Source organism: Aeromicrobium sp. S22 (assembly GCF_009661045.1).
Taxonomy (GTDB): Bacteria; Actinomycetota; Actinomycetes; order Propionibacteriales; family Nocardioidaceae; genus Aeromicrobium; species Aeromicrobium yanjiei.
In genome coordinates this window covers 199,226-217,563 of sequence record NZ_WJWV01000003.1, presented here as the reverse complement: position 1 = coordinate 217,563, position 18,338 = coordinate 199,226, and the positions used below count along the sequence as shown (strand labels likewise).

Below are 18,338 nucleotides of genomic sequence, written 5' to 3'. Positions count from 1 at the left end.
CGTCTTCACATACTATCAGTCGGTGCGCGGCACCGACGACTCGGGAGCGTGTGACACCACTCTCAGGCGACGAGGTCGGCGTAGTCCCGGTGCTTCTCGATGAATCGGACCACGTACGAGCAGACCGGCCGGACCTTCTTGCCACGCACCCGGACGTCGTCGAGCGCACCGCCGACGAGCTGGGAGGCGAGCCCCTGGCCCTCGAACTGGTCGAAGATCTCCGTGTGCGGGAAGACGACGACGTCGCTGTCGTCCTCCGTGGCCTCGGTGAAGCCGGCCAGGATCCCGTCGACCGAGATCTCGTAGCGCTGCTGGTCGGTGTTGTGCTTGATCGTGGTGCTCATGCGGGGATCAACACTCAGGCGAGTGCGGCGATTCCCACGATGCCGACGGCGATGCCGAGCACCATCGAGACGGTGACCAGCACGAGGTGCACGGTCAGGAACGTCGTGGCCTTGCCTGCCTCGTCGCGGGCGCGCGGGTCCTTCATCACGCGGCGCAGGAACTGCGGCCAGATCACGAGGTTCCAGAGACCGGCCACGATGAGCAGGACGGAGACGGCAACGGGGAGATCCATGCCGCTCATTCTTCCAGCCGCCCTCCGACGTACGTCAGCAGGTCGTCCAGTGGCCGCGGCACCCGGACGAGCGGCAGCGCGTCGACGAGCGCCCGGGCGTACTGCGCCTTGCGGCCGCTGTGCGTCCCGAGGAACCTGTGCAGCCGATCGGCCTGCGAGCGATGCCGTTGGGACGGCTGACGCTCGAACGTCCGCAGCTTGCCGAGCTCGCCCTGCGCCCCGATCACAGACTCGACGCCCGCGACGTCGAGGGCGCGGATGAGCTCGTCCTCGAGGTCGGCATCGCACACGAAGAAGCCGTCCAGACCTAGGCCGACGTCCTGCAGCGCATGCCGGAAGAAGCGCAGCTCGGCCCGGTCGACCAGACCGCCGAGGCGGACGTCGAGCCGGTCCGGGCCGACGACGTCCAGGAAGCGGCGGATGCTGGTGGCTCCGCCGATCGGGACGATGCAGACGGACTCGGCGGCGAGGTCACGGCCGCGGCGGCGGGCCAGCGCCTCCACCGCCGCCCGGTCGCTCTCCCCCTCGACCAGCACGACGGCGCGGAGGCCGACGTCAGCGGCCAGGGTCAGGACGAGCCGGCGCGCCTCACCCGCGTCGTCAGCGGCGCAGGCGATCACAGCGTCCCGCAGGGGCGCCATGTCGTCCGCGGACCCGGTGTCCATGGGCCCAGTCTGCCGCTGTCGAGCAGTCCGACCGGGTCGAGCAGCCTGCTCCGGTCAGCGCGAGGCCAGAGCCGACAGGCCCGAGGTGAACAGCGCGAGGCCGTCGGTGCCGGATCCGGTGAGGTCCTCGACCGCGTGCTCGGGGTGCGGCATGAGCCCCACGACGTTGCCGCGCTCGTTGGTGATGCCGGCGATGTCGCGCAGCGAGCCGTTGGGGTTGCCGCCGACGTAGCGGAAGACGACCTGGCCCTCCCCCTCCAGCCGGTCCAGCGTCGACTCGTCGGCGATGAAGCCGCCCTCGCCGTTCTTGAGCGGGATGACGATCTCCTGCCCCTCGGACAGGTCCGTGGTCCATGCCGTCGACGCGTTGTCGACCCGCAGGGTCTGGTCGCGGCAGATGAACGTGCGGTGGTTGTTGCGGATCAGCGCACCGGGCAGCAGGTGCGACTCGCAGAGGATCTGGAATCCGTTGCAGATGCCCAGCACGGGCATGCCGCCCTGCGCCGCGCTGATGACCTCGGTCATCACCGGGGCGAAGCTCGCGATCGCACCACAGCGCAGATAGTCGCCGTAGGAGAAGCCGCCGGGCAGGATGACGGCGTCGACGCCCTGGAGGTCGTGGTCGCCGTGCCAGATCGCGACGGCCTCGCCGCCCGCGAGGCGCACGGCCCGCTGCGCGTCGGTGTCGTCGAGCGACCCCGGGAACGTGACGACGCCGATCTTCATCGAGCGACCGCGTCGTCGTCGACCCGCACGGAGAAGTCCTCGATCACCGGATTGGACAGCAGCGTCTCGGCCACCTGACGGATCTCGGCCAGCGTCGCCTCGTCGGCGGACTCGACCTCGAGCTCGAAGCGCTTGCCCTGACGCACATCGGTCACGGCGTTGAAGCCGAGCCGCGGCAGGGCGCCGTGGACGGCCTTCCCCTGGGGGTCGAGGATCTCGGGTTTGGGCATGACATCGACGATGACGCGGGCCACGGACGCTCCTAGAGTGGTCGGTGCGCCCAGTGTATCGGCGCCCCGGGCGTGGCGGTGGGCCGCCGGACCGGAGGGGTCAGGCGGCTCGGCGGTAGCCGGTTCGTCGTCGCCGGACGGGCCGCTGGAACCGGTTGGTGAACTCGAACCCGTCGACCGCGTTGCCGCTGATGTGCAACGCCCCGCGGTGCACGAGGTGGTGGCAGCGGACGCACAGTCCGACGAGCTGGTCCAGGTCGGTGCGGCCACCCAGCGACCACCACACGCTGTGGTGGACCTCGAGGTGGGTGTGATGGCAGCCGGGTGTGGCGCAGATGCCCTTCTGGCGAGCCAGGACTGCTTTGCGCTGCTTCATGGTGGGCTCGTACTTGGTGCGGCCGACGTTGAGGACCTGGTCCTGCTCACGGACGAACCCGGTGACACCGGACATGCAGAACAAGAACATCAGCAGGTGCGGACCGATGGCGCCGTGACCGGCCAGGGTCGCGGGCTCGGTGGGTGGCATGGGGTCGGGCACGAAGTGAGGACGCTCGGTCTCCTGCTTCACCCGCTCGGCCGCTGCTTCAAGGGTCTCCACATCGACGAAGACCGACATGTGCGGGCGCACTCCTTTGTCGGACGGGAGGCCGTTGCCCAGGATGCTGTCCAACAGGTCATCGAGGCCTTGCACCCGGCGCTGGGCGCCGGTGCGGGTGTCGTCCTTGTCCCGTGGTGCTGAGATCGAGTCGAGCACCTTCTTCAGCTTCAGCCCGGTGACGGTGTTGAGGAATCCGGTGATGTGCCAGCCGTCGAACAGGGCGTCGACAGCGAAGTCTTCCTTGTCCATGCCACCCTTCCAGGCCTCGTCGAGGTCCTCGGGGTGGATCCGGTCCTTCAGGTCCTTGACCGCCTCGAACAGCGCACCCGGGTCCTGTTCACACGCAACCGCGACCAGGACGTCCTCGTACTCACGCATCGGCTCCAGCCCCACATGGGCCAGGCCGTAGACGAACACCTGCACGTGTGCGGCACTGATCTGGCCCGACAACGCCGCCTCCGCGACCAGGGTCAGGTCTCGGAGCGCCCGCAGGTTGCGCACCAACGTCGTTGCCTGCCCTGACTTCAGGTGCAGCTGGTTGCGCACCCACATGTTCAACGTCGAGGCGCCGTCGAGCTCGAAGTCCTTGGACGCCTGCAGCTCGGCCAGCAGCACCGCCTTGGCGGCATCCAACGCATCCTGCGCCTGCTGCACCGCGTGCAGCTTCTGCCGCACGTCGCCCGACGAGAGCGCCTGCGCAGCGTTGCGCATCGCGTCGATCGTCGGCTCCGGGTTCATGACTCAACCCTAGTCGAACAGATGTTCGACCACAAGGGTTCTAGCCATCTTTTTTCCTGATTTAACAGGCAAAACTCGATGTCCGACCCTCGTGGCAGGATGCCCTCCGGCACCCTGCCACGGCGGTCTCAGGACAGCTCGCGCTTGAGGATCTTGCCGGTCGACGTCATCGGCAACTCGTCGACGAACTGCACGATGCGCGGGTACTTGTAGGCCGCGAGCTGCTCCTTGGCCCACGCGGCGAGATCGGCCTCGCTGACGTCGTCGTGGTCCTTGTTCTTGACCACGACGGCCTTGATCTCCTCGCCGTGCGACTCGTTCGGGACGCCGATGACCGCGACCAGCGAGACGGCCGGGTGCTCCATCAGCACCTCCTCGATCTCGCGCGGATAGACGTTGAAACCGCCGCGGATGATCATGTCCTTGGACCGATCGACGATGAAGTAGAAACCGTCCTCGTCCTTCTTGGCCAGGTCGCCGGAGCGGAACCAGCCGTCCTTGATGGCCTCCGCGGTCGCCTCGGGGCGACCGTAGTAGCCCTTCATCACGTTGTGGCCCTTGATCGCGATCTCGCCGACCGCGTCGGGGCCGTCCTCGACGTCGGTCCATCCCAGGTCGTTCTGGATCAGCTTCATCTCGACGCCGGGGATCGGCTTGCCGATCGAGCCAACCCGCGGTTCCTCGCCGTACACCGAGAAGGACGCGACCGGCGAGGTCTCCGAGAGGCCGTAGCCCTCGAGGATCGTGACGCCGAAGCGGTCCTTGAACTGCTTGTGGATCTCACCGGGCAGCGCGGCGCCGCCAGCTGCAGCGACCCGCAGGTTCGCTGCGAGCGACTCGACGTCCACCGTGTCGTCCAACGCCGCGAGCAGTCCCCAGTACATCGTCGGCACGCCGGCGAAGAACGTGACCTTCTCGCGCAGCATCAGGTCGAGGGCGGGCTTGGCCTCGAAGCGCGGCAGCATCACGACCGTGCCACCGTAGGCGAACGCGCCGTTCTGGATCACGGTCTGCCCGAACGAGTGGAACAGCGGCAGCACGCACAGGTACGTGTCGGGGTTGTCGGCGTCGGCGCCGAACAGGTCGACGCCCGCCAGCGCGTTGTCGCGCATGTTGCGGTGGCGCAGCTCGGCACCCTTGGGCTGCCCGGTCGTGCCGGAGGTGTAGAGGATGACGGCCGTGTCGTCGTCGTCACGCTCGACCGTCTCGAACGTCGCGGGCTGCTTGGCCACGAGCGGCGCGAAGTACTCCGGCGGCGACAGCGGCTCGGGCCACTTGGCGTCCATGCGGATCAAGAAGAACTCCGAGCACGTGTCGGTCGCCTCGAAGCCCTCCCACGCCGACTCGCCGATCGGCAGGTCGGGCGTGCCCTCGAAGGCGAAGTACGCCTTCGCGTCGGAGTCGGCCAGGTGATAGGCCACCTCGCGGGGCTTCAGCAGCACGTTGAGCGGGACGACCGTCGCACCGGCCTTGAGGATGCCGTAGTAGACGATCGTGAAGTAGGGCAGGTTCGGGCACGAGAGCGCGACCTTGTCTCCGGGCTGGATGCCGCGCTCGACCAGGAGGTTGGCCACCTGGTTCGCGGCTCCGTTGACCTGCGCGTAGTTCAGCTTGGTGTCGCCGAAGACGACCGCGGTGCGGTCGGCGTACTTCTCGGCGGAGTTCTCCAGCAGGGCGGCGAGATTGGCCACGGGTGCTCCTTGGGTGCGACGACGGTCACGCCAGACTACTGGGCGGTAGAGAGCGACGCAGAGTGGTCAGGTGTCACGGAACCCAGGACGCCCGGGAGGCGTTCGTCGAGCATCCTGCTCACCTCAGGACGAAGCCGAGGAGCGCAACCACGACCAGGACGGCTATCCAGATCAATGCGGGACGGCGCTTGAACCACACTGCGATGGGGCGGTCGCTCGGGTTCATCACCGCCAAGGCCACGACGACAAGCGCCAAGACCATGACGGGCAGCTGGTAGTCACCGGCAAACGCGCTGGCCGTGGCATTGACCGACATGAACCCCCAGAACGCGAGCGCCAGCGCGCTGACGATCGCCTGCACTCGCCCGGCCCGGACGCTCCGTTGACCCTGAGCCCGCAATCCTTCGTGCAACACGAGTATCAGCGCGGCGCAGACGGCAGAGCCAACCACCGCAGACACCCCGTATACCCACAGCCCCATCCTCTCGGGCTCCGAAGCCCGGAGGATGGCGAAGAGCGTGCACAGCACCGCGCCGAGGCCCACGTACCGGCCGGGCCTCTCGCTGACCGCTGAGCTCACAGCCCCGTCAGAACGTCTCGCCGGTGAGCTGCTCGTACGCCTGCACGTAGCGCTCTCGGGTCTTCGCGACGATCTCGTCCGGCAGGGTCGGCGGCTGCTCGTTGCTCGCGCGGTCCCATCCGCTCTCGGGCGAGATGAGCCAGTTGCGCACGAACTGCTTGTCGTACGACGGCTGGGAGCGTCCGGGCTGCCACGAGTCGGCCGGCCAGAAGCGGGACGAGTCGGGCGTCAGCACCTCGTCCGCGAGCACGATCGTGCCGTCGGGGCGGGCGCCGAACTCGAGCTTGGTGTCGGCCAGGATGATGCCGCGCTCGCGAGCGATCTCCTCGGCGCGGGCGTAGACACGGAGCGTCAGGTCCTTCAGGGCGGTGGCGGTCTCGAGGCCGATCGTGTGGGTGACCGCCTCGAACGACACGTTCTCGTCGTGCTCGCCCAGGTCGGCCTTGGTGGCCGGGGTGAAGATCGGCTCGGGAAGTCGCGCGCCGTCGACCAGGCCCGCGGGCAACGGCACCCCGCACACCTCGCCGGTGGCCTCGTAGTCGCTGAGTCCCGATCCGGTGAGGTAGCCGCGAGCGACGCACTCGACCGGGAACATGTCGAGCTTCTCGACGATGAGTGCGCGGCCGCGGACCTGCTCGGGGACCTCGGTCGAGACGACGTGGTTGGGGATCAGGTCGGCCAGCTGGTCGAACCACCACAGCGACATGCGCGTGAGGATCTCGCCCTTGTCGGGGATGCCGGGCTCGAGGATGAAGTCGAACGCCGAGACGCGGTCGGACGCGACCATCAGGAGGTGGCCGGACTCCACCTCGTACAGGTCACGGACCTTGCCCGAGTGCAGGTGGGTGGCTCCAGGGATGTCGAGTGGCACGCGCCCAGCCTAGTGGCCCCGCGCCTGCGTCAGGCGAGGACCGCGAGCGTGACCGCGCCGACGACCAGCATGACCACCCCGAGGAGCAGCAGCTGGCGGACCAGCCGAGCCGCGACCCGGTCGGGCTCGGCCAGCCGGGCACGCGAGGGATCCCGCGGGTCGACGAACAGTCCGACCGGTCCGTCGGCCGGCACCAGCGCGTCCTCCGGCACCTGGATGCGCAGCCGGCGGCCCTCAGGACTCAGGTACTCGACGCGCCTGGACGCGCCGGACCCGACGACGCTGCCCGTGACGGGGAGCCAGTCGGAGGGGCGCAGCGCGAGAGCCCGGCGGCGGGTCCAGGCCCACCACACGAGCACGGCCCCACCGACCAGGAACCCCGCGGGGACCAGGGTGATCGGCATCCTCCGAGCGTAGGCCTCGCCGCGCACCTGTGCCCGTTCGATCGGGCCGAGACTCCTAGAGGATCGAGCCGGGGGTGTACGCCGCGGCGGCCGGGTCGGCGGCGACGATCTCCTCGATGCGGGCCACGACCGCGTGGACCTGGCTGACAGCCGCGCCGGTGAAGTCGATCGGTGACGCGACGAGGCTCGCGAGGTCCTGCTGGGACAGGCCCAGGCGCTCGTCCGCGGCCAGGCGCGCGAACAGGTCGTTCTCCGCGGCGCCCTTCTCGCGCATCTCCAGGGCGACGGCGACCGCGTGCTGCTTGACGGCCTCGTACGCCGTCTCGCGGCCGCGGCCGTTGCGCACCGCCGCCATGAGGACCTTGGTCGAGGCCAGGAACGGAAGGTAGCGGTCGAGCTCGCGCTGGATGACCGCTGGGAACGTGCCGAACTCGTCGAGGACGGTCAGGAACGTCTCGAACAGGCCGTCGGAGGCGTAGAACGCATCGGGCAGGGCCACGCGGCGGACGACCGAGCACGACACGTCGCCCTCGTTCCACTGGTCGCCGGCCAGCTCGCCGACCATCGAGGAGTAGCCGCGCAGGATGACCGCGAGTCCGTTGACGCGCTCGCACGAGCGGGTGTTCATCTTGTGCGGCATCGCGCTCGAGCCGACCTGACCGGGCTTGAAGCCCTCGGTCACGATCTCGTTGCCTGCCATCAGACGGATGGTCGTCGCGAGGTTGGACGGGGCGGCCGAGAGCTGCACCAGCGCTGTCACGACGTCATAGTCGAGCGAGCGGGGGTAGACCTGGCCGACGCTCGTCAGCACCTTGTCGAAGCCCAGGTGGGACGCGACCCGGCGCTCGAGCTCGGCGAGCTTCTCCTGGTCGCCGCCGAGCAGGTCGAGCTGGTCCTGCGCGGTGCCGACCGGGCCCTTGATGCCACGCAGGGGGTAACGCGCGATGAGGTCGTCGAGCCGGTCGATCGCGACCATCAGCTCGTCGGCGACGGTCGCGAAGCGCTTGCCCAGCGTCGTGGCCTGCGCGGCGACGTTGTGGCTGCGTCCGGCCATGACCAGCTCGGCGTGCTCCGACGCGAGGCGTCCGAGCCGGGCCAGGGTCGCCACGGCGCGCTCACGCATGAGCTCGAGGGAGGCCTTGATCTGCAGCTGCTCGACGTTCTCGGTGAGGTCACGCGAGGTCATGCCCTTGTGGATGTGCTCGGTGCCGGCGAGGTCCGCGAACTCCTCGATGCGGGCCTTGACGTCGTGACGGGTGATCTTCTCGCGCGCCGCGATCGAGGCGAGGTCGACGTGGTCGATCACCGACTCGTACGCCTCGATCACCCCGTCAGGCGTCTCGACGCCGAGATCGCGCTGCGCCTTGAGCACGGCGATCCAGAGACGTCGCTCCAGCACGATCTTGTGCTCGGGCGACCAGATGCGCGCGATCTCCGGGGAGGCATAGCGGTTGGCGAGGACGTTCGGGGTGGTCACAGCTCTATTGTTCCCTGCTCCGCCGCGAGGGCGATGTCGGTCCGGTGGTGGGCGCCGCGGATGTCGATGAGGTCGATCCCGGCGTACGCACGGCGGCGCGCCTCGGCGAGGTCCGCGCCCACGGCGGTCACCGACAGGACGCGACCTCCCGCGGTGACGAGCCGGCCGTCGGCAAGGGCTGTGCCGGCGTGGATCACGTCGACGCCGTCGAGCCCATTGGCCGCGTCGACGCCCTCGATCACATCGCCCTTGACCGGCGACTCGGGATATCCCTCGGCCGCCACGACCACGGTGACCGACGAGGCCCGCTCCCACTGCGGCAGGCCGACCTCGGCGAGCTCACCGGTGGCGGCGCCGTGCAGCAGGGCCGACAGCGGCGTCTTGAGCAGCGACAGGATCGACTGCGTCTCGGGATCGCCGAAGCGGGCGTTGAACTCGATGACGCGGACACCGCGGCTCGTGAGCGCGAGTCCGGCGTAGAGCAGGCCCTGGAACGGGGTGCCGCGCCGGGCCATCTCCTGCACCGTCGGCACGAGCACGCGGCGCGTCACCTCGGCGACGAGACCGTCCGGCGCCCAGTCCAGCGGCGTGTAGGCGCCCATGCCGCCCGTGTTGGGCCCCTCGTCACCGTCGTACGCCCGCTTGAAGTCCTGCGCGGGCTGCAACGGCAGCACGGTCTCGCCGTCGGTGATCGCGAACAGCGACACCTCTGGACCGTCGAGGAACTCCTCGATGACGACGCGACGGCACGCGGCGGCGTGATCGATCGCGGCCTGCCGGTCGTCGGTGACCACCACGCCCTTGCCCGCGGCGAGAGCGTCGTCCTTGACGACGTACGGCGGGCCGAAGGCGTCGAGCGCTGCGACGACCTGCTCGGGCGTCTCGCAGACGTGCGCCAGGGCGGTCGGCACCTCGGCGCCGGCCATCACCTGCTTCGCGAACGCCTTGGAGCCCTCGAGCTGGGCGGCCTCCTTGCTCGGCCCGAAGCACGCGATGCCGGCAGCGCGGACCGCGTCGGCCACGCCCGCGACGAGCGGGGCCTCGGGCCCGACGACGACCAGGTCGACGCCGAGCGAGACGGCCAGGTCGGCCACCTGCGCACCGTCCATCGGGTCGACGTCGTGCAGCGTCGCGACGGCCGCGATGCCGGGGTTGCCCGGCGCAGCGTGCACCTCGGTGACCTGCGGATCACGGGACAGGGCGAGGGCCAGCGCGTGCTCACGGCCGCCGGTGCCGATGACGAGTGTCTTCACGGAGCACGAGCCTATCGTTCCGGCGGCGGGCGCCCCGCTCAGAGCAGGTCGTACCGCTCGATCGACTGCTCGCGGTCCGGGCCGACTCCGATCGTCGAGATGCGCGCACCCGACATCGCCTCGAGCGCCAGGACGTACTCCTGCGCGGTCTTCGGCAGGTCCTCGAACGTCCGGGCCGCCGAGATGTCCTCGGTCCAGCCGGGGAGGTACTCGTAGATCGGCTTGGCGTGGTGGAAGCCGGTCTGCGTCATCGGCATCTCGTCGACGCGCTCGCCGTCCACGTCGTACGCGACGCACACCGGGATCTGCTCCCAGCCGGTCAGCACGTCGAGCTTGGTCAGCACGAAGTCGGTGACGCCGTTGATGCGGGCCGCGTAGCGCGCGATCGGGGCGTCGTACCAGCCGCAGCGGCGGGGACGTCCGGTCGTGGTGCCGAACTCGGCACCGTTCTGCCGCAGGCGCTCGCCGTCCTCGTCGAACAGCTCGGTCGGGAACGGACCCTCGCCGACGCGGGTCGCGTACGCCTTGACGATGCCGATGACGCGGGTGATCTCGGTCGGGGCGATGCCCGAGCCGGTGCACGCGCCGCCGGTCGTCGCCGACGAGGACGTCACGAACGGGTAGGTGCCGTGGTCGACGTCGAGCAGCGTGGCCTGGCCGGCCTCGAGCAGCACGGTCTTGTCGGCCTTGAGCGCGTCGTGCAGCAGCAGCGGGGTGTCGGCGACCATCGGGCGGAGCCGGTCGACGTACGACAGGAGCTCCTCGACGATCTCGTCGACCTCGACCGCGCGGCGGTTGTAGATCTTGGTGAGGATCTGGTTCTTGAGGTCGAGGGCGCCCTCGACCTTCTGGCGCAGGATCTTCTCGTCGAACAGGTCCTGGATGCGGATGCCGAGGCGGTTCATCTTGTCCGCGTACGTCGGGCCGATGCCGCGACCGGTCGTGCCGATCTTGCGGCTGCCGAGGAAGCGCTCGGCGACCTTGTCCAGCGTGCGGTTGTAGTCGGCGATGACGTGCGCGTTGGCGCTGACCACCAGGCGCGACGTGTCGATGCCGCGCTCGTTGAGCCCGTCGATCTCCTCGAACAGGACCTTGAGGTCCACGACGACACCGTTGCCGATGACCGGCACGCAGCCGGGGCTCAGGATGCCGCTCGGCAGGAGGTGCAGGGCGTACTTCTGGTCGCCGATGACGACCGTGTGCCCTGCGTTGTTGCCACCGTTGAACTTCACCACGTAGTCGACCCGACTACCCAGGATGTCCGTGGCCTTGCCCTTGCCTTCGTCGCCCCACTGGGCTCCGACGATGACGACTGCGGGCATGGAGATGCACCACCCTCATACGTGCGACAAGCCCCGTGGTTGCGGGGCTCTTACCGGCGCAGTCTACCGCGAACGGTGACCCGGGCGGAGCACGGTCAGCCGGACCGGCGCGCGCGGTACGCCGCGACGGCGGCGCGGTTGCCGCAGGCAGTGCTGCAGAATCGCCGCGATCGGTTGCGCGACAGGTCGAGCACGACGCCCTCGCAGTCGCCCTGTGCGCACACGCCGAGCCGGGATGTCTCGTCGGCGCGGATCACGTCGACCATGGCCATCGCAGTCTCCACCGCGATGCGCACCGCGAGCGGCTGGTCGTCCTCCGTCGCGTGCAGGTGCCAGTCGAAACCGTCGTGCCGGCGCAGCTGCGGGCGCGCGACACCGTCGCTCAGCATCTGGTTGACCACCTCGGCGGCCGCGTCACGATCGGCGGTCAGCAGCTCGCGCAGCTGCGGCCGCAGGGCGCGCAGCTCGGCGAGCTCGGCGGCGTCGCCGGCGTGGAGACCGGTGTAGGCGTTCTCCTCGTAGAAGTCGGCCACGTCGTCCACGGTCGTCAGGGTGTCGGGCTCCTGGGCGGAGTTCACGAGCCAGACGGCAGCCACGAGGACGATCTCGGTGTCATGAGTGAAGACCACGTTGACACCTTACAGGTCCAGCATCTAGTGTCACATGTCATGGCCCCTTTGACTCATGACACGGATGTTCGTGCAGCGTCCCGCACGACGTCCGGTGTCACCTTTGCGGTGGCCGGCGCCGCGTCGTTCGCGTTGTCCGGCCCGCTCGCGAAGGGGCTCATCCAGGCCGGCTGGACCGCAGGCGCCGCCGTCACCGTGCGCGTGCTCGTCGCGGCGCTCGTCCTCGCCGTGCCCGCCGCGCTCACGATGCGTGGGCGCTGGGGACTCCTACGGGGGAACGTTCGTCTGATCGTCGCCTACGGCGTGATCGCCGTGGCCGGCTGCCAGCTCGCGTACTTCAACGCAGTCGAGCGCATGCAGGTCGGCGTGGCCCTCCTGATCGAGTTCACCTGCCCGGTCGCGGTGCTGGCCTGGATGTGGTGGCGACACGGGCAGCGGCCCACCCGGCTGACGGTCATGGGCGCGGTCCTCGCGATCGCCGGCCTCGTGCTGGTGCTCGACCTGACGTCCGGCGCGGACGTCGACGGGCTCGGCATCGCGTGGGCACTCGCAGCGATGGCCTGTGCCGCGGTCTACTGGGTGCTGTCCGCGGACGAGGACAACGGCCTGCCCGGGCTCGCGCTCGCGGCCGGCGGGATGTTGTTCGGCGGCGTCGGCCTGGTGGCCGCGGGACTCATCGGCATCATCCCGCTCGCCGCGTCGAGCGAGGACGTCGAGCTCGCCGGGAACCTGCTTCCGTGGTGGCTCGTCCTGCTGGTCCTCGGCGTCGTCACGGCCGGGCTCGCGTACGTGCTCAGCATCGCGGGGAGCCGCCGCCTGGGGTCGCGCCTCGGCTCGTTCGTCGGCCTCGCCGAGGCGGTGTTCGGCGTCCTGTTCGCGTGGCTGCTGCTGTCGGAGGCACCCCGAGCGGTGCAGCTGGCGGGCGGAGCGCTGATCCTCGCCGGAGTCGTGGCCGTTCGGCTCGGCGAGCCGGAGATCCAGGAGGCGCCGCCGGCCGGCACGACCCCGTAGTCTTGCCCCGCCATGACGTCACTCCTTGCAATCGCCAACGCTGAGGCCGGCGCCGCAGACGACACTGCGGTCGAGGCCGCAGTGGATGCGCTGCGGGACGACTTCGACGTCGACCTCGTCCGTACGTCGAGCCCCGACGACCTGTCCGCCGCGCTGTCAGCGCACCCGGACGTGGACGTCCTCGTGGTGCTGGGCGGCGACGGAAGCCTCCATGCTGTCGTGACGGCGCTGCACCGCGCCGAGCGCCTGGACTCCGTCACGGTCGGTCTCATCCCTCTCGGCACGGGCAACGACTTCGCCGCGACCCTGGGGCTTCCCGACGAGCCCGACAAGGCCGCGCTAGCGGTCGTCACGGGCCACACCCGGCAGATCGACCTGATCCTGGACGACGAAGGCGACGTCGTCGTCAACGCCGCCCACATCGGCATCGGCGCGGAGGCGGCCGCAGCTGCCCGCCCGTGGAAGAAGGCCCTCGGTCCGGTCGGCTACGCGATCGGTGCGGCCCTCACCGGCCTCAAGGGGCTCACGACACCCGGGGCGCGCCTGACGATCTCGGTCGACGGCAAGCCCTTGTCCCGCAAGAACCCGGTCATCCAGGTCGCGGTCGGCAACGGTCGCTTCGTGGGCGGCGGAGCGCCCCTCCTGCCGCAGGCGGACCCGTCGGACGGCGAGCTCGACGTGTCCGTGTCCTACACCGAGTCGCCGCTGCGGCGCATCGCGTACGCGTTCAGCGTCCGTCGCGGCGAGCACCACCGCCGCGACGACGTGATCTATCTGCGTGGCACCGAGGTCGAGGTCCGCGGGGACGCCCTGCGGTGCACGAGCGACGGCGAGCTCACGGCGCCGTCGACGCACTACCGCTGGACGTTGCTGCCCTCCGCGATGACGGTCTTCGTCCCTTAGGACTTGGGCGCGACCAGCTCGGCGTACGCCTCCGGGCTCGACTCGTGCAGGAACTCGCGGCACCGGTGGGCCTCGGCCTCGTCACCGAGCCGCTCGGACGCGTCCGCGAGGGCGGCCAGCGAGCGCAGGAACGGGCGGTTGGGCTCGTGCTCCCACGGCAGCGGGCCGTGGCCCTTCCAGCCGTTGCGGCGCAGCAGGTCGAGCGAGCGGTGGTAGCCGGTGCGGACGAAGGCGTACCCCTCGAGATCGCGACCCTCCGCCAGGGCCAGCTCGGCCAGGGTGACCCAGGCCAGCGCCGAGTCGGGGTGCAGCGAGGCGACGTTCTGCGGGCTGTGGCCCGCGGCGAGCTCGGCAGCCCCCGGGTCCTCGGGGAGCAAAGTGGCGGGCGGTTCACCGAAGAGATTGGTCATGACCCCATCCTCCCATCCCGGATTCCCAGGAGAACCCCGGAACCCGTCGCCACGCGCACGTGGCAACCGGGGGGTCGTGCCGGTTTCCTGATGGACGTACGCCGTTCCGGTCGCGGCAGGCGCGTCCGTCCACAGGACGGCGGGCGTCCCACGTTGTCCACCGGGCGCGCATCGCCGTGCCCACGCTGACCGTCCGCGTTCGACGCTGGCACGATGAACGATCAGCTGCTCGTCCGCGCCGAAGAGCGTGGGTTCCTCACTCGCCCGGAGATCCTCGATGCCGGGTACGACGACCGTGACATCCGCGAAGCCATCCGCCTCCGCCTGCTCACCCGCATCGGCGCCGGTCTCTACGCCCTCACCGCCGCCTACGGCTCGCTCACCGAGCTCGACCAGCTGGCCGTTCGCAGCCGTGCGGTGTCCCGGCGCCACGCAGGCGCGGTCGCGTTGACGCACCAGTCCGCGGCGGCTCTCCACGGCCTGCCGATGTGGGACGCGCCGCTGACCGAGGTGCACGTCACCCGGCTCGACACCGGGCGCGGCCGGCACGAGGCGGGCGTCCAGCACCACACCGGGTCGATCGGCGAGGCCGATGTCGTGGAGATCGACGGCGTCCTCGTCTCGTCCCCCGATCGATGCGTGTGGGAGCTCGCCTGCGGACTGTCCGTCGAGAGCGCGCTCGTGACGGTCGACGCGGCGCTGCACCGAGGTCTCGTGACGCCCGAGTCGCTCCTCGAGACGGCCGGCCCGTTCCGTACGTGGCGTGGCTCCCGCTCGGGGCGACTGGCGCTCAGCCTGGCCGACGGTCGGTCAGAGTCCCCCGGCGAGTCCCGGAGCCGCTACCTCTTCTGGCGGTACGGCCTGCCGGCCCCCGAGCTGCAGTTCGAGCTCTTCGACCGTGCCGGACGGTTCGTCGCGCGCACCGACTTCGTCTGGGAGCTGTACCGGCATCTCGCGGAGTTCGACGGGCGCATCAAGTTCGACGGCACGTTCCGGCCCGAGGGCTTCGAGTCGGTCTTCGCCGAGAAGCGTCGTGAGGATGACGCCCGTGCGGAGAACTGGGGCATGAGCCGGCTCATCTGGACGCACCTCGACGCGAGCCGCGCCCGCGCAACGGCCCTACGCGTGCAGGCCGGTCTCGAGCGTTCGCGGGCGCTCTACGGGCGTACGGTCATCGTCTGACAGAAAGCCGGCACGTCACCCTTGTCGTTCCACGGGTGACGTGCCGGCTTTCGGGGTTCTCCTGGGAAACCGAGCGGTCAGAGCCGGGTGCCGGCGCTCCGCAGGGCGGCGCAGGCCTCGGCGACGCGCGTGGCCATGCCGGCCTCGGCGGCCTTGCCCCACGCACGGGGGTCGTACGCCTTCTTGTTGCCGACCTCGCCGTCGACCTTGAGGACGCCGTCGTAGTTGGTCATCATGTGACCGGCGACCGGGCGCGTGAACGCGTACTGCGTGTCGGTGTCGACGTTCATCTTCACGACGCCGAAGTCGACCGCGGCCGAGATCTCCTCGGGCAGCGAGCCGGATCCGCCGTGGAAGACCAGGTCGAACGGCGAGTCCTTGCCATACTTGGACGCGACGGCCTCCTGAGCGGCCTTGAGGATCTCGGGACGCAGCGTGACGTTGCCGGGCTTGTAGACGCCGTGCACGTTGCCGAACGTGAGCGCGGTCAGGTAGCGGCCCTTCTCGCCGAGACCGAGCGCCTCGGCCGTGGCCAGCGCGTCCTCGGGCGTCGTGTAGAGGTGCTCGCCCATGCCGCCCTCGACGCCGTCCTCCTCGCCACCCACGATGCCGATCTCGACCTCGAGGATGATGTTGGCCGCCGCGCACGCCGCCAACAGCTCCTGCGCGATCTGCAGGTTCTCCTCCAGCGGCACGGCCGAGCCGTCCCACATGTGCGACTGGAAGTAGGGCAGGCCGCCGGACTTGACCCGCTCGGCGGACGCCGCGACGAGGGGACGGACGAAGCCGTCGAGCTTGTCCTTGGGGCAGTGGTCGGTGTGGAGCGCGACGTTGACCGGGTACTTCTTGGCGACCTCCTGTGCGAACGCGGCAAAGGCCAGCGAGCCGGAGACCATGTCCTTGACGGTGGGCCCGGAGAGGTACTCCGCACCGCCGGTCGAGACCTGGATGATGCCGTCGCTCTCGGCCTCCGCGAATCCGGCGAGGGCGGCGTTCAGGGTCTGCGAGGACGAGACGTTGATGGCCGGGTAGGCGAACGACTCGGCCTTGGCCTTGTCGAGCATCGCGGCGTAGACCTCGGGTGTGGCGACGGGCATGAAGGACTCCTGAAGGACGTCGAGCGGGATTGTCCGTCAGTATCCCACCCCTGTTCCCCCCGCGAGAGGCGCACCGCAGTTGGTTCCAGCCACCGAGATCGCGGTACGTGCCTCCGTCGCGCTCAGGACGCCGCGAGCGCCTTCACCGCGGCCCGGGCGGCGACCTGGACGGGGCTCCAGATCGACGAGAACGGCGGCGCGTACGCGAGGTCCAGCATGACGACCTCGTCGACCGTCATCTCTGCGGCGAGCGCGGTCGCCGCCACATCGACGCGCAGGGCTGAGCCCTCCGAGCCGACGATCTGGGCACCGAGGAGGCGCCGCGTGGCGCGGTCGGCGACCACGACGACGGTCATGGAGCCGGGATCGGGCATGTAGCCCGCGGCACCGGTCGTCTCGATCCGGGCGACGACCGGATCGAAGCCGGCATCACGCGCCTGCTCCTCCCCGAGCCCGGTGCGGGAGATCTCCAGCGAGCAGAACTTCGTGATCGCGGTCTGCACGACACCGGGGAACGCCAGGCGCGGCTCCTCCCCGAGCAGCTCGGCCGCGATGCTGTCGGCCGCGACCATGCCCTGCTTGTTGGCGTGGGTGCCGAGGGGCAGGTGCACGAGCTCGCGCGTCACGCGGTCGAGCGTCGCGACGCAGTCGCCCGCAGCCCAGATGTCGGGGAAGCCCTCGACCCGCTGGTGCTCGTCGACGACGATCCCGCCCTTCGGGCCGAGCGGCAGCCCCGCGGCGGCGGCGAGGGCCGACCGGGCGGTGACGCCGAGCCCCAGCACGACCAGGTCCGCAGGGAACGTCTCGCGCTCGGTCCGCACCGCCGCGACCCGCCCGGACTCGTCGAGCGTGAATCCCGTGACGGCCGCACCGGTCTGCAGGTGGATGCCGCGCGCCCGCATGCCGTCAGCGATCAGCTCGCCGAGAGGCGCCTCTACGATCGGCAGCGGGCGGGGTCCGCGCTCGACGACGGTCGTGGGGAATCCTCGTACGACACACGCCTCGGCGATCTCCAGCCCGATGTATCCGCTGCCGACCACGACCACGCGGCTGGGCCCGTCCGCAAGGGCGTCGATCAGCACCTGCCCGTCGTCGAGCGACTGCACCCCGTGGATGCCCTGGCCGTCGATGCCCGGCAGGTCGGGGCGCACGGGCTCGGCCCCGGTCGCGATGACCAGCCGGTCGTACGCCACGGGCTCGCCGTCGCGCACCGAGACGGTCCGGGCCTGGGGGTCGATCGCGGTCGCCTCGACCCCGAGGCGCAGGTCGATGCCGACCTTGCGGTGCTCCTCGGGCGTACGCGCGACGAGTGCGTCCGCGGACGCCACCTCGCCGGAGACCCAGTACGGGATGCCGCACGCGGAGTAGGACGTCCACCTGCCCCGCTCGAGGACGATGACCTCGTCCTCGTCACGCAGTCGCCGCCGCAGCGCTGACGCGATGGTCATCCCTGCCGCGTCGCCGCCGATGATGACCACACGATTGCCCATGTCCGCGAGCCTACGGCTCCCGCGCCCACTCCGGCCCCGTCACCCGCTCCCGGCAAGGTGGGCGCCGATCACCGTGACCACGAAGACGAGCACGATGCCGGCCGCCGGCCAGACCGCGCGCATCGTCCCGCGCCCGGCCGCCCGGCGCGCGCCGCCGAAGGCCACCACGCACGCGACCACGAATCCGCCGTAGATCACGACCGAGGCGAGGGTGCGGTGTGACGGACGGCAGTCCTTGAAGCACTCGGTGCCGGCCAGTGCCCACAGGGAGATCAGGAGGCCCAAGCCGAGAGCACCGACGAAGGCAGCGAACCCGAGGTTGGTCAGCCGGCCGTCGAGGGAGTGCTGGTCGGCGCGCGGACGTGAAGGACTCATGCCCGCACCCTCTCACACCCCCGAGACACCCTCTCACCTCTCGCCGCCATCCCCGCGAGTGGCGCAAAAATGGACGACACGCCGTCCCAAAACCTCCACCTTGCGCCAG

The 18,338-nt window shown here is 70.2% G+C and carries 21 protein-coding genes; 3 read left to right on the top strand and 18 right to left on the bottom strand.

Annotated features, from left to right (window positions below):
* Window positions 1-62: 62 nt before the first annotated feature.
* From GEV27_RS14015 to GEV27_RS18265, 14 genes are all read right to left on the bottom strand, one after another.
* Complete coding sequence (locus GEV27_RS14015; protein ID WP_153651506.1) at window positions 63-344, bottom strand: GNAT family N-acetyltransferase; 282 nt, start codon at window positions 342-344, stop codon at window positions 63-65.
* A gap of 14 nt (window positions 345-358) precedes the next feature.
* Entirely contained in the window at window positions 359-577 is a 219-nt protein-coding gene (locus GEV27_RS14010; protein WP_153651505.1) for an SCO4848 family membrane protein, read from the bottom strand.
* Between the two features lie 5 nt (window positions 578-582).
* Entirely contained in the window at window positions 583-1,242 is a 660-nt protein-coding gene (locus GEV27_RS14005) for a TOPRIM nucleotidyl transferase/hydrolase domain-containing protein (RefSeq protein ID WP_153934874.1), read from the bottom strand.
* A gap of 54 nt (window positions 1,243-1,296) precedes the next feature.
* Window positions 1,297-1,968: a phosphoribosylformylglycinamidine synthase subunit PurQ gene (gene purQ / locus GEV27_RS14000; protein ID WP_153651503.1), complete on the bottom strand. Its 672-nt coding sequence runs from the start codon at window positions 1,966-1,968 to the stop codon at window positions 1,297-1,299.
* Window positions 1,965-2,222 carry a phosphoribosylformylglycinamidine synthase subunit PurS gene (purS, locus tag GEV27_RS13995; protein ID WP_153651502.1) on the bottom strand — a complete coding sequence of 86 codons (258 nt, stop codon included), beginning with the start codon at window positions 2,220-2,222 and terminating at the stop codon, window positions 1,965-1,967. The genes purQ and purS overlap by 4 nt, the downstream gene beginning before the upstream one ends.
* Before the next feature lie 76 nt (window positions 2,223-2,298).
* Entirely contained in the window at window positions 2,299-3,534 is a 1,236-nt protein-coding gene (locus GEV27_RS13990) for an HNH endonuclease signature motif containing protein (RefSeq protein ID WP_153934873.1), read from the bottom strand.
* Window positions 3,535-3,662: 128 nt separating this feature from the next.
* Window positions 3,663-5,225, bottom strand: a complete 1,563-nt coding sequence (locus GEV27_RS13985; RefSeq protein ID WP_153651500.1) for a long-chain fatty acid--CoA ligase — start codon at window positions 5,223-5,225, stop codon at window positions 3,663-3,665.
* A gap of 118 nt (window positions 5,226-5,343) precedes the next feature.
* Complete coding sequence (locus GEV27_RS13980; RefSeq protein WP_153934872.1) at window positions 5,344-5,586, bottom strand: hypothetical protein; 243 nt, start codon at window positions 5,584-5,586, stop codon at window positions 5,344-5,346.
* 226 nt (window positions 5,587-5,812) lie between these two features.
* Window positions 5,813-6,676 carry a phosphoribosylaminoimidazolesuccinocarboxamide synthase gene (locus GEV27_RS13975; RefSeq protein WP_309222261.1) on the bottom strand — a complete coding sequence of 288 codons (864 nt, stop codon included), beginning with the start codon at window positions 6,674-6,676 and terminating at the stop codon, window positions 5,813-5,815.
* A 29-nt stretch (window positions 6,677-6,705) separates the two neighbouring features.
* Window positions 6,706-7,080 carry a DUF3592 domain-containing protein gene (locus GEV27_RS13970; protein ID WP_153934871.1) on the bottom strand — a complete coding sequence of 125 codons (375 nt, stop codon included), beginning with the start codon at window positions 7,078-7,080 and terminating at the stop codon, window positions 6,706-6,708.
* 55 nt (window positions 7,081-7,135) lie between these two features.
* Window positions 7,136-8,557: an adenylosuccinate lyase gene (gene purB / locus GEV27_RS13965; protein ID WP_309222260.1), complete on the bottom strand. Its 1,422-nt coding sequence runs from the start codon at window positions 8,555-8,557 to the stop codon at window positions 7,136-7,138.
* Window positions 8,554-9,810 carry a phosphoribosylamine--glycine ligase gene (purD, locus tag GEV27_RS13960; RefSeq protein ID WP_309222259.1) on the bottom strand — a complete coding sequence of 419 codons (1,257 nt, stop codon included), beginning with the start codon at window positions 9,808-9,810 and terminating at the stop codon, window positions 8,554-8,556. Before purD ends, purB begins: the two co-directional genes overlap by 4 nt.
* A 38-nt stretch (window positions 9,811-9,848) precedes the next feature.
* Window positions 9,849-11,132 (bottom strand): adenylosuccinate synthase, encoded by a 1,284-nt coding sequence (locus GEV27_RS13955; protein WP_153651495.1) that lies wholly within the window; start codon window positions 11,130-11,132, stop codon window positions 9,849-9,851.
* 95 nt (window positions 11,133-11,227) lie between these two features.
* Window positions 11,228-11,761 carry a CGNR zinc finger domain-containing protein gene (locus GEV27_RS18265; protein WP_309222258.1) on the bottom strand — a complete coding sequence of 178 codons (534 nt, stop codon included), beginning with the start codon at window positions 11,759-11,761 and terminating at the stop codon, window positions 11,228-11,230.
* 39 nt (window positions 11,762-11,800) lie between these two features.
* Here GEV27_RS18265 and GEV27_RS13945 point away from each other — a divergent pair, with 39 nt between their 5' ends.
* Complete coding sequence (locus tag GEV27_RS13945) at window positions 11,801-12,772, top strand: DMT family transporter (RefSeq protein WP_153651493.1); 972 nt, start codon at window positions 11,801-11,803, stop codon at window positions 12,770-12,772.
* Between the two features lie 12 nt (window positions 12,773-12,784).
* Window positions 12,785-13,675, top strand: a complete 891-nt coding sequence (locus GEV27_RS13940) for a diacylglycerol kinase family protein (protein ID WP_153909552.1) — start codon at window positions 12,785-12,787, stop codon at window positions 13,673-13,675.
* Here GEV27_RS13940 and GEV27_RS13935 read toward each other — a convergent pair.
* The gene (locus GEV27_RS13935; RefSeq protein WP_153651491.1) at window positions 13,672-14,085 is read right to left on the bottom strand and encodes a DUF3151 domain-containing protein; all 414 of its coding nucleotides are present in this window, start codon (window positions 14,083-14,085) and stop codon (window positions 13,672-13,674) included. The genes GEV27_RS13940 and GEV27_RS13935 overlap by 4 nt on opposite strands.
* 213 nt (window positions 14,086-14,298) lie before the next feature.
* On the opposite strand from GEV27_RS13935, the gene GEV27_RS13930 reads away from it, so the two are divergent.
* The gene (locus tag GEV27_RS13930; RefSeq protein WP_153909553.1) at window positions 14,299-15,267 is read left to right on the top strand and encodes a hypothetical protein; all 969 of its coding nucleotides are present in this window, start codon (window positions 14,299-14,301) and stop codon (window positions 15,265-15,267) included.
* Window positions 15,268-15,344: 77 nt separating this feature from the next.
* Here the strand turns inward: GEV27_RS13930 and fbaA are convergent, their stop codons facing one another.
* From fbaA to GEV27_RS13915, 3 genes are all read right to left on the bottom strand, one after another.
* On the bottom strand, window positions 15,345-16,364 hold the full coding sequence (fbaA, locus tag GEV27_RS13925) for a class II fructose-bisphosphate aldolase (RefSeq protein ID WP_153651489.1): 1,020 nt from the start codon (window positions 16,362-16,364) through the stop codon (window positions 15,345-15,347).
* Between the two features lie 122 nt (window positions 16,365-16,486).
* Complete coding sequence (locus tag GEV27_RS13920; protein ID WP_153909554.1) at window positions 16,487-17,854, bottom strand: FAD-dependent oxidoreductase; 1,368 nt, start codon at window positions 17,852-17,854, stop codon at window positions 16,487-16,489.
* 39 nt (window positions 17,855-17,893) lie between these two features.
* Complete coding sequence (locus GEV27_RS13915) at window positions 17,894-18,229, bottom strand: hypothetical protein (protein WP_153651487.1); 336 nt, start codon at window positions 18,227-18,229, stop codon at window positions 17,894-17,896.
* Window positions 18,230-18,338: the final 109 nt, after the last annotated feature.

Excerpts from the sequence above, each read along its gene's own strand:
- GEV27_RS14005 (WP_153934874.1), bottom strand. The coding sequence starts at position 1,242 with ATGGACACCGGGTCCGCGGACGACATGGCGCCCCTGCGGGACGCTGTG.
- GEV27_RS14010 (WP_153651505.1), bottom strand. The coding sequence starts at position 577 with ATGGATCTCCCCGTTGCCGTCTCCGTCCTGCTCATCGTGGCCGGTCTC.
- GEV27_RS13970 (WP_153934871.1), bottom strand. The coding sequence starts at position 7,080 with ATGCCGATCACCCTGGTCCCCGCGGGGTTCCTGGTCGGTGGGGCCGTG.
- purQ (WP_153651503.1), bottom strand. The coding sequence starts at position 1,968 with ATGAAGATCGGCGTCGTCACGTTCCCGGGGTCGCTCGACGACACCGAC.
- GEV27_RS13945 (WP_153651493.1), top strand. The coding sequence starts at position 11,801 with ATGGCCCCTTTGACTCATGACACGGATGTTCGTGCAGCGTCCCGCACG.
- GEV27_RS13920 (WP_153909554.1), bottom strand. The coding sequence starts at position 17,854 with ATGGGCAATCGTGTGGTCATCATCGGCGGCGACGCGGCAGGGATGACC.
- GEV27_RS13915 (WP_153651487.1), bottom strand. The coding sequence starts at position 18,229 with ATGAGTCCTTCACGTCCGCGCGCCGACCAGCACTCCCTCGACGGCCGG.
- GEV27_RS13990 (WP_153934873.1), bottom strand. The coding sequence starts at position 3,534 with ATGAACCCGGAGCCGACGATCGACGCGATGCGCAACGCTGCGCAGGCG.
- GEV27_RS13940 (WP_153909552.1), top strand. The coding sequence starts at position 12,785 with ATGACGTCACTCCTTGCAATCGCCAACGCTGAGGCCGGCGCCGCAGAC.
- GEV27_RS13930 (WP_153909553.1), top strand. The coding sequence starts at position 14,299 with ATGAACGATCAGCTGCTCGTCCGCGCCGAAGAGCGTGGGTTCCTCACT.
- GEV27_RS13935 (WP_153651491.1), bottom strand. The coding sequence starts at position 14,085 with ATGACCAATCTCTTCGGTGAACCGCCCGCCACTTTGCTCCCCGAGGAC.
- GEV27_RS14015 (WP_153651506.1), bottom strand. The coding sequence starts at position 344 with ATGAGCACCACGATCAAGCACAACACCGACCAGCAGCGCTACGAGATC.
- fbaA (WP_153651489.1), bottom strand. The coding sequence starts at position 16,364 with ATGCCCGTCGCCACACCCGAGGTCTACGCCGCGATGCTCGACAAGGCC.
- GEV27_RS13955 (WP_153651495.1), bottom strand. The coding sequence starts at position 11,132 with ATGCCCGCAGTCGTCATCGTCGGAGCCCAGTGGGGCGACGAAGGCAAG.